The 14303-nt window shown below is 51.8% G+C and carries 9 protein-coding genes and 1 pseudogene; 7 read left to right on the top strand and 3 right to left on the bottom strand.

Features of this window, described 5'->3' with window-relative positions:
* The first annotated feature begins 32 nt into the window (after window positions 1-32).
* The 3 genes from AQ1_RS09595 to AQ1_RS09585 all read left to right on the top strand — a co-directional run bounded on the left by AQ1_RS09595 (window position 33) and on the right by AQ1_RS09585 (window position 4209).
* Complete coding sequence (locus tag AQ1_RS09595; protein WP_052371176.1) at window positions 33-1712, top strand: ABC transporter transmembrane domain-containing protein; 1680 nt, start codon at window positions 33-35, stop codon at window positions 1710-1712.
* Complete coding sequence (locus AQ1_RS09590) at window positions 1709-2746, top strand: HlyD family secretion protein (protein ID WP_042086675.1); 1038 nt, start codon at window positions 1709-1711, stop codon at window positions 2744-2746. Before AQ1_RS09595 ends, AQ1_RS09590 begins: the two co-directional genes overlap by 4 nt.
* Window positions 2747-2856: 110 nt before the next feature.
* Window positions 2857-4209 carry a TolC family protein gene (locus AQ1_RS09585; protein ID WP_161760540.1) on the top strand — a complete coding sequence of 451 codons (1353 nt, stop codon included), beginning with the start codon at window positions 2857-2859 and terminating at the stop codon, window positions 4207-4209.
* A gap of 84 nt (window positions 4210-4293) precedes the next feature.
* Here AQ1_RS09585 and AQ1_RS09580 read toward each other — a convergent pair whose 3' ends face one another.
* Window positions 4294-5865, bottom strand: a complete 1572-nt coding sequence (locus AQ1_RS09580; RefSeq protein ID WP_161760538.1) for an ATP-binding protein — start codon at window positions 5863-5865, stop codon at window positions 4294-4296.
* 1337 nt (window positions 5866-7202) lie between these two features.
* Between AQ1_RS09580 and AQ1_RS09570 the strand changes: the two genes are divergently transcribed.
* The 4 genes from AQ1_RS09570 (at window position 7203) to AQ1_RS09560 (ending at window position 12736) form a co-directional block, all read left to right on the top strand.
* Window positions 7203-10367, top strand: a complete 3165-nt coding sequence (locus AQ1_RS09570) for an autotransporter outer membrane beta-barrel domain-containing protein (RefSeq protein ID WP_150006753.1) — start codon at window positions 7203-7205, stop codon at window positions 10365-10367.
* 111 nt (window positions 10368-10478) lie between these two features.
* Window positions 10479-10589 (top strand): aa3-type cytochrome c oxidase subunit IV, encoded by a 111-nt coding sequence (locus AQ1_RS14895; RefSeq protein ID WP_150006754.1) that lies wholly within the window; start codon window positions 10479-10481, stop codon window positions 10587-10589.
* A gap of 92 nt (window positions 10590-10681) precedes the next feature.
* Window positions 10682-11179, top strand: coding sequence for a single-stranded DNA-binding protein (gene ssb, locus AQ1_RS09565; RefSeq protein WP_042086669.1), 498 nt, complete (start codon window positions 10682-10684; stop codon window positions 11177-11179).
* A 75-nt stretch (window positions 11180-11254) separates the two neighbouring features.
* Complete coding sequence (locus AQ1_RS09560) at window positions 11255-12736, top strand: DUF4139 domain-containing protein (RefSeq protein WP_081837246.1); 1482 nt, start codon at window positions 11255-11257, stop codon at window positions 12734-12736.
* On the opposite strand, the gene AQ1_RS09555 is transcribed toward AQ1_RS09560, so the two are convergent.
* Window positions 12737-13930 (bottom strand): SAM-dependent methyltransferase, encoded by a 1194-nt coding sequence (locus AQ1_RS09555; RefSeq protein ID WP_042086664.1) that lies wholly within the window; start codon window positions 13928-13930, stop codon window positions 12737-12739.
* A 170-nt stretch (window positions 13931-14100) separates the two neighbouring features.
* Window positions 14101-14303 (bottom strand): annotated as a pseudogene (locus AQ1_RS15325) (50S ribosomal protein L9); the annotation flags it as partial.

Genomic DNA, 14303 nt, shown 5'->3' with positions numbered 1-14303 from the left:
TAGTTGATCTGAATGAACGGAAAGGTGAAGGCATGGCCAATCATGTGACGGATGATGCTGCCGAAATCAGACATATCTGGCGCTGGATGATCTGGCTGCTTGGCCCTGAGCGTCGTTTTTATTATGCCGCGATTATTCTTGGCACAGTGATCAGCCTCTTGACCCTTGCCATTCCGATTTCAGTGCAGATGCTTGTTGATAGTGTTGCCAATACGGCGCTTGTTCAGCCTGTCGTGGTTTTATCGCTCAGCCTGTTTGGCCTCCTGTCCATCTCGGGGGGGCTATGGGCGGCGCGGGCTTATCTGATGGAAATCTTTTCCCGTCGTATCCATGCCCGTTTGTCAGCGGAAATGGCCATGACGGCCATTCATGCCCGGACAGATTGGTTCGAGGAAGCCCGCCGCAGCGATCTTTATGATCGCTATTTCGATATCATGGTCCTGCAAAAAACAGTGCCGGAAATCCTGATCGGTGGCTTTTCCATCGTCTTTCAGGCTGGGATCGGCTTTGTGGTGGTCTCATTTTACCATCCGCTGTTCTTTGGCCTGATCCTTGGTTACAGCTTTATCATTTGGCTCATCTGGATGATCTGGGGCAAAAGGGGAACACTGGGGCAGGTTCAGGTGAGCCATGCCAAATATCGCATGGCCCATTGGCTAGGCTCTCTGGCCGCAACTAATGGATTTTACAAACGCCGCAGCCATGTGGATCACGCCCTTTTGCGTACCGAAAGACTGGGGGCAGAGTATCTGCGTGCCCAGGAACAGCAATATTCGGCGAGTTTTGCCCAAACTATCAGCCTGCTGGCGCTTTATGCTTTGGCGAGCGCGGCGCTTTTAGGGATTGGCGGCTGGCTGGTGATCGAAAATCAGCTTACTTTGGGGCAGCTTGTTGCGGCTGAGCTTATTTTATCGGCGGCGTTTTTCGGCTTTTCTCAATTCAGTGTTTATCTTGATAAGTTTTATCTGCTGGCCGCTTCAATCGAGGAATTATCGCAGGTTTTCAGCGCCCCTCTGGAGCCCAATGAGGGCACAAGAACCATCGAAGACCGTGTTCCGGATCTGGAATTTGCCGCTGTTAAAGTGAATTTCGGGGGCGAGAACACGGCTTTCAACTTCAAGATAGCGGCAGGCACCAAGGTCGTTGCCCATAAGGCTGATAGCCGCTTTCAGCGCCTTTTCACCAATCTTCTGAAACGCCATATAGACCCCGAACGCGGCCATATCCTGCTCGCCGGAGAGGATATCCGGCAATTCGAAATCATGGCCCTGCGGCAACAGATCGTTGTTCTGGATCGCCCGGCAATCATTGCCTGCACCATTGCTGAATATCTGCAACTGGCAAGGCCTTCTGCGCGCTATGAAGAGATTGAGGCGGCCCTTCAAATCGTTGGGTTGTCTCATGTTATTGCTTCATTGGATGAACAATTGGATACCGAGCTTTTATCCAATGGCTGGCCGCTATCCGCAGCCGAAGCTTTGCAACTCAAATTGGCCGCCGCCTTGCTGGCACAGCCAAAAATCCTGGTGATCGGTGAAATCTACGACATGCTGTCGCCGGACCGGATGAGTGCGCTTCACACCCATTTTGCCAGCCTTTCCCAAACCACCGTGATCTTGTTCAGTAATCATCACCAACCGTCTGGCTTTTCGCCATTTTTAAAGAGCGATGAGGCGCTATCCGCCGATGTCCAAAAGGAGCAGCCGCAATGATGCACTCTGATCGCTTTCCTCAATCCGATTGGGATATTTTCAAATCCCTCAAATCCCTTCACCTTCCTCGGCCCATAAGGTTGCTTATCTGGCTGATCATGAGCTTTCTTGTGCTGGCCGGTTTATTCATGTGGTTCACCCCATGGGTGCAAACCGCCGCCGGGAACGGTGTGGTGACGACCCTTGATCCGCGCGATCGCCTGCAAACGGTGACAGCGATGGTCTCAGGCCGTGTTGAGACATGGTTCGTGCGCGAAGGTCAGGAGGTCAAAGCCGGTGATCCCATCGTTCGTTTGATCGATAATGATCCTCGGCTCATCGAACGGATCGAAAGCGAACGCGCCGCAACCGAACGTCAATTGGAAGCAGCCCGGCGAGCACGGGAAACAGCCCGCATCGATTATGAGAGAAAACAGCGGCTGGAAGCCGAAGGGTTGAGTTCGCGGCTCGATCTTGAAACGGCGCGGATCAAATATGAGGAAATGAAGGCCCGCGAAGCATCCGCTGCGGCGGCGCTCAATCGCATTGAAGTCACCCAATCACGCCTGCAAAGCCAAACGGTCGTGGCGCCGCGCGATGGTGTCGTGCTTACCCTCAATGCCGGAGATAATGCGACAATGGTAAAAGAAGGGCAGGCGCTTGCCACCTTTCTCCCTTTGAATGTCGAGCGCGTGGTGGAGCTTTTTGTGGATGGGCGGGATGCGCCCCTTGTTCGCCCCGGCCATAAAGCCCGCCTGATGTTTGAAGGATGGCCGACTATGCAATTCAGCGGCTGGCCTTCGGTTGCGGTCGGGACCTTTGGCGGGATCGTGCAATTCATTGATCCGGTGGCATCGCGCAATGGCCTGTTTCGCGTGCTGATCATTGAGGATAAAAACGACTATCCTTGGCCGGACGAACATTTCATCCGACTGGGTGCCGGAGCCCGGGGCACAGTTTTGCTCAATGAAGTCTCGGTTGGTTATGAAATCTGGCGCCGGTTGAATAATTTTCCGCCGCAAATGCCCACCGGATTGATAGGTGAAGCCCCATGATGAGGATGGTGTGTGCCTTTTTCCAAAGGCTGGTCTTAGGGGCTATAGCCCTTAGCTTCAGCCTCTTGCTCATAATTTATGCAGGGTCTGCCCGGGCGAGTGAGCTGACTTTGAAGGAGGTTTTGGAAAGCGCGCGCGAGCATTTTCCGCAAGTGGCTGCGGCCATGGCCGCGCGGGACGCAAGGCGCGGGGATTTACTGGCAGCCCAGGGGGCCTTTGATGCCCAAGCCACCCAAAGCACACGCCAGCGTCTTTCGGGATTTTGGGATGGCAAAACTTTTGAATCTTCGGTGACCAAGCCATTGGAAAATTTTGGCGGTAAAGTTTATGGAGGCTACCGAATTTCGGAGGGTGAATTTCCGATTTATGAAGACATCATGTTCACCAACAGCTTTGGTGAATTGAAGGCGGGGGTCTCGCTTTCGCTTTTGCGTGACAGGGAAATCGATGCCCGACGGGTGAAGCGCATGAATAGCGCCATCGATATTCGTGCCGCAGATCTTGATCTGCTGGCAACCCGGCTTGCGGTGCAGGAAGCAGCCATGCGCGCATTCTATTCCTGGCAGGCCGCGGGGCGGCAGATGGATATTTATCGGACCTTGCTGGCCTTGGCCAAAGATCGGGATCAGGCTTTGTCCAGAAGGGTGGCGCAAGGGGATGCCCCTGAAATTCTGAGGGTTGAAAATCGTCAGATTCTCATTCGCCGGGAAATTCTGATGGCCGAAGCAGACCAGCGCTTTCGGGATGCAAGCACGATGCTCTCTCTTTATCTGCGTGACGATGCGCGTCAACCGGTACGCGTTGGAGCCGAGCGTTTGGGCGCTGCTCTGCCCGAACCACAGATTTTCCATGCTGAAGCCCTTCTTTCCGAAGCGCTTCAGCGTTTAGATGAGCGTCCCGAATTGCGATTGATTGATGCCCGGCTTGAAACTGGCATGAATGAACTCATGCTTGCACAAAATATATTGAAGCCCCGCCTTGATGTTGATTTCGAGGTTTCACGTGATTTCGGCGATGGCAGCATCACTCGTGAGGGCACGGATGTGATTTTGGGATTGAAGCTGGTCATCCCCTTACAGACGCGATTGGGTGAGGGGCAAAGAGCGCGGGCGAGGGCCGAAATCGCCCGCATGCGTCATGAGCGGCAAATGCAGGCGGATCAGTTGGAAGTCGAACTGCGGATGATCGCAACGGCGATCTCAACGTCGTCACGGCTGGTGGAACTTGCCGAGGCTGAACTGGCGCAGGCCCGATTGATGGAAAAGGCCGAACGGACGCGTTTTGAGAATGGTGAGAGCGATTTTTTTCTTTTGAATATTCGCGAGGAACGGGTGGCCGATGCCGAAGTGCGGGCTATCGATGCGCGGCTGCGCTATGCCGTGGCCGAGGCTGATCTTTTTGCTGCAACTTTGGCGCTTGCTGCCCTGGGTTTGAAGGATTTCGACCTTCAGGGAAGAGGCTGAGGGGCAGGATGCCCAGGCGCTCAGGACCTCCACTTTCAGGACTCTAAGACAAGCCGTCCTTCAGCCATCCCATCAGCCATTTCTTTAGGTATCTGTCGCCAGTGGTAAGGTTATGGTTACGATCGTCCCTTCGCCGAGATTGCTATCAATGGCGATGGAGCCTCCATTATTTTCGATTATCCGCCGGGCATGGGGCAGGCCCAGACCCGCGCCCTCATAGCTCCTGATGAGGGGATTTTCGGTTTGCGAAAAAGGTTCCATGATGGAATGAAAATGATCGGGAGAGATGCCGATCCCTCGATCAATGATCCGAATGGCATAATGCTGTTTTTCTGGCCCGCCAGAAATCAGCACAGGGCTGGATTTCGGCGAAAATTTTATGGCATTGGATAACAGATTGGACAAGGCCTTGTTCAGCATTTCCTTGTCGATCAGAAGCGGGCTATTGGGTTCGGTCAGATCGGTTTCAATCTCGATGGATTTTTCTTTTGCATCTTCGGCATGGGCAGTCATGGCGGCATCGACCAGATCCTGAACCGTTACACAATCGCCATCTGCTTTTATTTTCGGGTTTTTCTCGCCTTCGTTTGTGAGTGTGAGGATGGTATCCACCATTTCAAGCAAATCATGGCCTGCCGTGCCGATATGATCGGTATATTCGTTGATGATATCAGTGTTATTTTCAGACTTGCTTTTCGTTTTCAATAATTCTGTAAAGCCCAGGATGGCATTCAAGGGCGTGCGGAGCTCATGGCTCATATGGGCAAGGAAATTTGATTTGGCAGCGCTTGCAAGCTCAACATCGCGCAGAGCTTTTTTCAAGGCCAGTTCAACTTCCTTGCGTTGTTCGATTTCCGCAATCAAGGCTTTATTGCTCTCGGCCAGATCCCGCGTGTGGTCTTCTACACGTTTTTCGAGCAAAGCCATCGCTGCAAAATTGGCCTCCTGCTGGTCTTTGAGGCGATTTTTTTCAGCGAGATGGGCCCGTTCCTCTGCATCATGTCGCGCCTTTTCCACCTGTTCGCGATTTTCCAGGGCGTTACGGCAAACCTCCAAAGCGCGGGCCATGTCCCCGATTTCATCCCGACGATCCTGTTCGGGAATTTTATTCTTCGTATCGCCCTCGATCAAAGTCGCCATATAAGACCGCAGACGATAAAGCGGCCGTGTGATCGAGCTATTGAGGATGAAGCCTGCAAATGCCATGATGCTGCCGCCCAGGATGATGGCCAAAAGCATCTGCCTTTGAACATCGCGCTCTTTTTCTTTGGCCTTTTGAAGCAGATTTTGCGACATGTTCCGGGCAAAAGTGTGAATGACATCGACTTTTTGAGCCAGCATAAGGATCGATTGTTCAGCACTGCCATCGAGAATTTCGCGGCTGATTTTATCATCTCCGGCAATCGCGGCTTCAATAACGCTCTGATTATTTTTCTGGAGATCGTCAAAAATCTTGTTGAGCAATAAGCTATCTTCTCGCGGTCCAAGATAGCGCTCCTGAATGAGCGCAACATTTTCCATCATCCGGCTTTCGGCCTGATGCAGAGACTGGATTTTGGCTTCCAGTATCGTCTGCGATTCTGCCTCTGTGATGCCGATCAGGCACAGCCTGGTTTCGCTGATATCGGTGCGAAGGGCAGCGGTGGCATTGCTCACGATAAAGGGATGCCGATGCACATCTTCGGTGATGCGGGCGAGTTCATTGACGCCGTTGAAGGTAGCGTATGACAGCCATATGAAAGAAATGGTGCCAAGTACATATCCCAAAAATATTTTGTGAAGAATACGAAAGGCAAAAGGTTTCTTGCTTTGGAGATGGGGCAGGGGATCTTTATTCTTCAACTGTGAAGTAAGCACATCGTGTGTACTTTCATCAGCATAGCTCATAATAATGAAGCCCCGATAGCCGCCATGCAACTCCCTTTCGCTTATAGTTTATATATAAAATATAAAAGAAAATACAATCCATGCATTGTTTTAATGTCAGACTTTTAATGTTGATAAGACTGTATTTTTTTGGTAAATGAAGAAGTTATATTCAGCATTTTTATTATCACTGGTGAAGATCTCTCGATAACATTACGTAAAGTTTAAAGATAATCAAGAAAATTTCAACTTCCAGACTATGCCAACCCCGGTTATTTGATCGTAAATCTTTTATATTAAAGAAAAATAAATTTAAATTGCACCTAATAGGTGTATAATGATGCCCTGTCACATGTCTGATGGTGGACAAATATAAAATTGAATGGCATCTCGTTTTTCGCCCCTCAAAGGCCATAGAGATCAAATATAAAGCATGAGGATCGCAGGACTTTGATCGTTCCTGTTTGGTGGATGAAAGGGGATGTGATTTGCCTGAAAAGAAGGAGACCGCTCAGGGCGTCTCGCAGTCCGGGTTTCAGATCCGAAGCAATCAGTTCATGAAGGATATGAAGCGGCGTTTGCCTCGTTCGCGCGCCCTACGGATCGTCCTCGGAGTTTTGTTGCTGTTTGGGGGCGTTTTGGGTTTTTTCCCCATTCTGGGTTTTTGGATGTTTCCTTTGGGGGTGATGGTTTTGTCGATGGATTTGCACCCCGTCAGGCGCTTATCCCGTCGTTTCAGCTTGTGGTATGGGAAACGGGCGCGAGACCGATCCTGATCCGACCCTCATCATGGCAGCTCTCTATGGGATCGGCAGCGTTTAACCGATGAAACTGCCGAGAACCTTGCTCTTGTTGGTCAGCCGGATTATGAGGGGCAAGCTTTAGAGAGATCATCTGTTGCATTCTGATAAGATCATGGCACTGTGTCGTGCCTTTACGTGATCCTCCTGAGGGAAAAAGTGCAGGCTGATCTTATGACAACCAGGAATGCGGAGCTGAAATCTGTGAGTGATCATCTCGGCGCAAAGCCAAATTCTGATAAAACGATCCATGATCATGGATTTCGATTTCCCCATCAAACATCATGCCTTATCAAGGGATCAGCGCTGACGGCTTTGGCGCTCGTGATGTCGATCCCCGCATATGGACCGGCCTTTGGTCAGGAAGTGACCATCGAAGACGAACGCACCGAAACGATCCGCACATCCACGGTGAATGGGGGTAATCCGGCCGATATCGTGATCGCTGCGGGCGGCAGAATCACCATCGAGGATGGCATTGCGGCGGTGGTGGATAGCTCCAATGATTTCACATTGAATGGCACGATCCGCAATAATGATCGGATCGATGGCGTGGGGCTGGATGTGCGCACCGGCGCGGACGGTATCAGCTCTGATATTTCGATTGGCGGCAGCATCATCCTTCTTGGTAATTTTGATAATAATGAAGCGCTTGTCGGGGGGCCGAATGTCGGCCTTCGGCTGAGCGGGGCTGGTCCCTTTTCGGGATCGATCGACCTTACCAGCTCTGGTCGTGTTCAGGTTTTCGGGACCGGGTCTGTGGGCCTTGATCTGGGGAGCGACATCATCGGTTCTGTGCGCAATGCCGGAACGATCCAGATGTTGGGAGAAGACTCTATCGCCATTGCCGTGCGGGGATCGGTGAGCGGTAATGTCGAGAATGCGGGCCAGATCACGGGCACCAATTCCGGCGGTGAAATCGGCCTTTTGATCGAGGGCGATGTGGCGGGTAGTGTGCTGAATCTGGGGGCGGTCACCACCGGCAGAAATCAGGGATTTGATAATAATCTGAATATTCTGCCGCAGCTTTCCGGCGGGCCCGGGGTGTTCATTTCTTCCAATGTGGCCCGGGGTTTTGTCAATGGTCCGCCGGTCATTCCCGAAGATCCTGATGCGAATGATGATGGAATTGCCGATTCCGTTCCGGGGACAGGGGCAACGATCTCAGCCCGTGGGGCAGGCAATGCGGTGAAAATTTCGGCCGTCAAATCGGATGGCAGCCTTGGTGCTGTTACCCTTGGTGCCTTTGGCACGGAAAATGAGGCCTTCGGTTTTCTCAATCGTGGCACGATCCGCGCCGATAGCCAGGAAAGTGATTTCATTGTCAATACCGTGCGCATCGAAGGTGCCCAATCGGGCGATCAGATCTTTCGCACGATCATTGAAGGCGGCCTGCGCAATGATCTGGCCGGGGTGATCCAAAGCACCTCTATCGATCAGGCTGCCACCACGATCAGCATCGGGTCGTTTGCCGAAGTACCCCTGATCGAAAATTTTGGCGTGATTACTGCCCAATCCACACGCACCAGCGATGATGCAAATTCGGATGGGGTGCAAGATACATTCGGCCCCGGGGGTGATGCCACGGCGATTTTGATCGAGGAGAATGGGCGTGTGGATCGCCTTGTCAATCGCGGGTCCATTCTGGTGGCGGCAGCGGGTGCGTCTGTAAGGGGCTTTGGCATCCGAGATCTTTCCGGGACAATAACGGAATTTATCAATACGGGCACCCTCACGGTGAATACCCCCAATAATCCAGATGGCGTGCGGGTGGCGGCTGATTTCTCGGCCTCGCAATCCGATATGACCCTGATCAATAATGGCTCGATCATTGGTGATATCTTGTTGGGTAGCGGCAATGATAGCATGGCGATGAATGGGGGTTTATTTGGGGGCACCTTAAATATGGGTGCCGGGAATAACAGCTTTTCGCTGATCAATGAGTCGAATTTTTCCGGTGCTTTGCTGGGGGAAAATATCGATCTCAGCGTCGTGAATTCGATATTCAGAACCAATAATGCCTTTAATGTGCAGGTCCGCTCGGCAAGCTTCACTGAAGGCTCCACTTTGGCCCTTAGCCTTGCAGGGAATGCCAGCAATAATGGGGCTCTGATTGCGTCGGGCGATGTTTTGATTGGCGCTGGAACGATCATCGATCCTAATTTCTTTGCTTTTCCACAATCTGAAATCCCGATTCTTCTGATATCTGCGCAAAACCTGCTCCTTGAAGACAGCCTTGAAAGCCTTAATCTTCAGATCGGATTGTCATCGGTGATTTTCGAGCAATCTTTGGATTTCATCGATGGTGCCGAGGATCGTCTTGTGGTCAATCTTCGTCAGCGCACATCTCAGGAAATTGGTCTTAGCGACCGCCGTGGCCAACTTTTTGATCAATCTATCCCTGGTTTTCAGCAGGATAATCTACTGGGTGCGGCTATTGCCAATCTCTCTTCGGTTGAAGCTTTGGAAAGCGCCCTTGATCAGATCGCGCCCGAAAGTTCGGAATTGCCGCGCTATACGGCTGTGAGTAGTCAGAATATGGCCTTGGGTATCCTCTCTCATCGCTTTACCACTCTCCGCGATAGTAAAGATGTGGAATTTGCTAATTCTTCGCGTATAGCTTTGGCCACGGCACGACAGACCCGGGAGGTTAACCAGGGCGGATTGAATATGTGGTTGCAGGAAATCGGCTATGTTGCCAATCGCGATACGGTTGATGATGTGATCGGCTTTGATGGGGAAACCATTGGTTTTGCCGTTGGTGTTGATAAGGCGCTTTTCGGGCTTGATGCTTTAGGGATCAGCATCATGCAGACCATTGGCGAATTTGATGATGATTTTGATGGGAAAGATGATTTCGATACGCTCAGCACCCAGTTCAGTCTTTATGGCTCTTATTCGGCTGGCGGGTTTTTCATCGATGCTGTGGGCACCTTTGCTTTTCATGATTTTGAACGGACGCGGCTGATCAATTTTGAGAATTTCAGCAGAACAGTGGAAGCGGATTGGAATGCCACCCAATTTGGCGGCAGCGCTCAGGCTGGTTATCGGGCGAAACTTGGCCGCTATGGATTGAGCGCAGCTGCCGTTGCCAATTACACCAAGCTGGATGAGGATGGCTATACCGAAGCCGTTTCCAATGGCATTGGCTTCATCGTCGATGATCGCACGACAACATCTTTTCGCGCCGGAGCCACCGCTTCAATCGACGCCCTTTTCACCATGGGTGATGATCTGAAATTTATGCCCAGCCTGAAGGTGGGTTATCTCACTGAATTGAGCGATGATGAGATTGAAACCCGAGCCCGTTTTGGCGAGGCCGGGCAAAGCTTTCTGCGCAGCACCCCGGTTGCTTTTGATGATACGGTTATGGGCGGTGTCGGGCTTACGTTTCTGACCGATAGCATCAATATATCCTTCAGCTATGAGCAGGAACGGGCCAGCGATTTCGTGTCTCACAGCGGCTCTGTATCGGTACGAATCCGCTTTTGATGTTATGGTCTTTAAGGAATGCAGCCCCGCGCAGGATGAGGGTTTCCTGAGGGGGATTTTTCTTATAAACAGCGGCTTCGTTCAGCTATTAAAATGATGATGGAGTGTGGAATGGATATTTCCGAGCAGAAGCGGACCTTTGATGGTTTCGTATCACTGAGCAAAAAGCTGACAATCGCATCCATATTGGTTTTGGTTTTGATGGCGGTCTTACTGGTCTGAGCCGCTATTTTTGGGCGGGCGCTGGTTTTGGAAAAAGAAATTCTTTAACATAACCGGCAAGATTGTAAGTGGCTCCACAAGAAAGGGTTTTGATGTCAGGCAGTTTAAACAAAGTCATGCTGATCGGAAATCTTGGGCGTGATCCCGAGGTGCGGTCTTTGGGGGATGGTTCGCCGGTGGTTAATCTGGCGATTGCCACATCCGAGACATGGCGGGATAAGCAATCGGGTGAGCGCAAAGAGCGTACCGAATGGCATCGTGTAGTGATCTTCAACGAAAATCTGGCCAAGGTTGCGCAAAATTATCTGCGCAAGGGCAGCAAGGTTTTCATCGAAGGTCAGCTGCAATCCCGGAAATGGCAGGATCGCGATGGTGTTGAAAAATATACCACTGAGATTGTTTTGCAGCGGTTTCGCGGTGAACTGACCATGCTTGATAGTCGTGGCGGCGAAGGCGGCGGCGCGCGCTCATCGGGTGGCAATGATTATGGCAGTGGAAGCCAGGGCGGTGCCGATAGCTATGGCGGAAGCCATATGGGGGGCGGACAAAGCGGGCCTTCCGGTGATCTCGACGACGATATCCCCTTTTGAAGGAGGGGCCTGATCCCGGATCGGCTTTTCACCACATTTCCGTGTTTGGCTGTGGTTTTTTACGAGGAGACTCTGATGGTCGGATCGGGCGCAGGACGTTTTCATCTTTCGCTCATGAAAGGGCTGGCGCTGATCGCCTTTGCCCCTTTCTGGGCGCATCATTCTGGTGTTCAAGCGCAAGAAAACCTGGCCATTGAAGTGGGCTTTGCAGATCGCACAGATCTGGCTGTCACTTTTTATCAGCAGGATCTGGCGCAGATCCGGGATCGGCGAAGCGTAATCCTGCCGGCGGGCGAGGGGGTGTTGCTCTGGCCGGGGTTGACCGCAATGGTCGAGCCGCAGTCACTGTTTTTGCATCATCATGGAAAGCCCGATGATTTCAAGATGCTGGAGCAGGGCTATGATGCCCGGACGCTGACCCGCGAGGGCCTTTTGCAGGCTTATCTGGGGCAAGGCGTGCATATCTATCGCACCGATCCGAAAACAGGCGAGGACCGGATTGAAAAAGCGCGTGTTCTATCTGTTGCGGATGGTGTTTTGCTCGATATCGCCGGGCGGATCGAAAGCCTTGAGCATATCCCCGGGCGTCTGGTTTTTCCGCAATTGCCCAAGGATGCTCAGCTTCAGCCCCATTATTCCGCTAAGTTTTTTGCGCCGAAAAAGGGGCCGCAGGATCTCACTTTAAGTTATCTTTCGGGCGGGTTTCGCTGGTCCGCCGATTATGTGGCCATTTTGGATGACGATGATCCCCTGATGGCCTTGAAAGGCCGGATCAGCCTTGAAAATAACAGTGGGGCCGATCTTGACGCGGCGGCGATCACCGTGATCGCAGGCCAGGTCAATCGCAAAGAGGCGATGCAACCGATCCGGCCCATGGCGCTCAATCGCATGATGGCGGCGGATGCGGCAGTGATGCTGGCCCCTGATGCCATGGCGGATCGCTATCTTTATCGTCTGCCACATAAAATCAGCCTGGCACATGGGGAAAGCAAGCAGGTCGGTTTTGTTGATCTGCCCCAAATCAAACTGCTTAAATCCTATCTTCACCGGGCCAATGATCTGCGGTCTCTTGACCAGCCTTTATCCGCTGATCTGGAATTATCCTTTACCAATGAAGATGATGCGGGGGCCGGCGTGCCCTTGCCATCCGGGGTGATGCGGTTTTACGAGGATGATGAAAAGGCGGGCCTTGTATTTGTTGGCGAGGATCAAATCGCGGCCACGCCTAAAGGCGGGCGGCCGTCGCTTTCCCTTGGCAAAGCATTTGATGTAACGATCAAGCCTCTGCGGCGGACTTATGAGATTATTGAAAACAGTGCCGCGCGCCAAGTGACCGAGGTGGGGCAAAGCTATCATCTGCACAATGAAAAAAAGACGGCTGTCGATGTGACCATCGAGCAGGCGATGCCCGCCCCATCATGGGAGGTGATCAAGCAATCCCATGAGCAGATTGAGGGAACAGCACAGCAGGCCCGATGGCGGATATCCGTTCCGGCGGGTGGGGATGTGACGCTCGATTTTACCGTTCAGCTTGTGCAGCCGGGCCGGGTTCGCTGATCAATCATAAAGATAATTGCGGGTAAGGGGCATGCTGTGCTGATCGCGGCATAGCTGCCATTGCGCCACCACATGGCCGCCATAGCGAAAGGCCAGTTCCGATCCGATCAGATAAAATTCCCACATGCGGCAGAATTTCTCGTCTTGCATGGCGCTGATTTCGGCACGATTGGCCTCAAATCTCTGACGCCAATGCCTTAATGTTTTGGCGTAATGCAAACGCAGGATTTCAAGATCGGTTAAAATCAATCCGGCCTTTTCAATAGAGGGCATCACTTCTGATAAAGCCGGCGAATAACCGCCGGGAAAGATATATCTAGAAAGCCAGGGGTTCGTGACGCCGGGGCCATCGCTGCGGGCGATATGATGGATTAGGGCTACGCCATTGGGGCAGAGCAATTTGTTGATGATCTTGAAAAAAGATGCGTAAAAGGGGCGACCCACATGCTCGAACATGCCGATGGAAACGATCCTGTCAAACTGTTCATCGAGGGTGCGATAATCACAGAGCCTGATATCGATCCGGCTTTCCAATCCCCTATCGCGCACCCTTTTTCGGGCCAGTGCAGCCTGTTGGGTTGATAATGTGATGCCGGTTACCTGAGCCTTATATTGTTTGGCCAGATAAAGCGCCATGCTGCCCCAGCCGCAGCCGATATCCAGTATTTTTTGCCCCGGGCTGATATTCAGTTTTTGAGCGATATGGGCCAGCTTATTAATTTGGGCGGTTTCCAGATCATCTTTCGGGTCTTTGAAATAAGCACAGCTATAATTCAGCCCCTCATCCAGAAACAGGCGATAAAAATCATTGGAAAGATCATAATGATGGGCCACATTTTTTTGGGAGCGGGCCGCAATATTAAATTGAGAAAAAGGCCGCAGCCCGCGTCGGAACAGTCTTAATGTTCGTTGCAAGGCTGGGTCCGTATCTTCTTGATCACCTAGATTTTTGGTGAGAAGTTCAAGAAAATCATAAAGCGTGCCGTTGCGGATTTCGAGTCCGCCGTCCATCCAGGCCTCCCCCAGCTTGAGATAGGGATCGAGGGCAATTTTTCTGGCTGTTGTGAAATCCTTGATATGGATTGCAATCGGCTCCCCTTCGCCATGGCCTATAGGATGGATCGGACCTGTACCGATCTGAAGATCAAGCCTGCCATTTTGAATGATATGAGAAAATAAGCCCTGCAGGCCCATTGCTGACCCTCCATTGTTTATTTAAAACTCCATTTTTTTATAATGCATGATTAGATGGTTAAATTCAAAATAAGCCGCATGAACCTAACAAAAAAGCCCCACTGAACAATCAGTGAGGCTTTCGTTGTTTTATTAATTTCAACCTGGATCAAATGGATCAGGAAAGAGGATCAGGCATTCGCATCATTGGCGCGCTCTTCTTCTTCCAGAAGATCCTGCACCAATTGTTCCGTATCAAAGGCCTCGTCTTCGCCTTCAGCCGCAGATTCAGTGGCTGTTTCGCGGGCTTCTTCACCCAGAAGGGCGCCGCCGGTTTTCCACTGCTGCTCGGCTTCGGCTTCGGAACGCGCCACATTGGCGGTGACCGAAACCG

It is taken from the genome of Iodidimonas nitroreducens (genome assembly GCA_000710935.1).
Lineage (GTDB): Bacteria > Pseudomonadota > Alphaproteobacteria > Sphingomonadales > Rhodothalassiaceae > Iodidimonas > Iodidimonas nitroreducens.
Note: the sequence above shows the minus strand (reverse complement) of the source record. Positions and strands in the feature narration are given on the sequence as shown.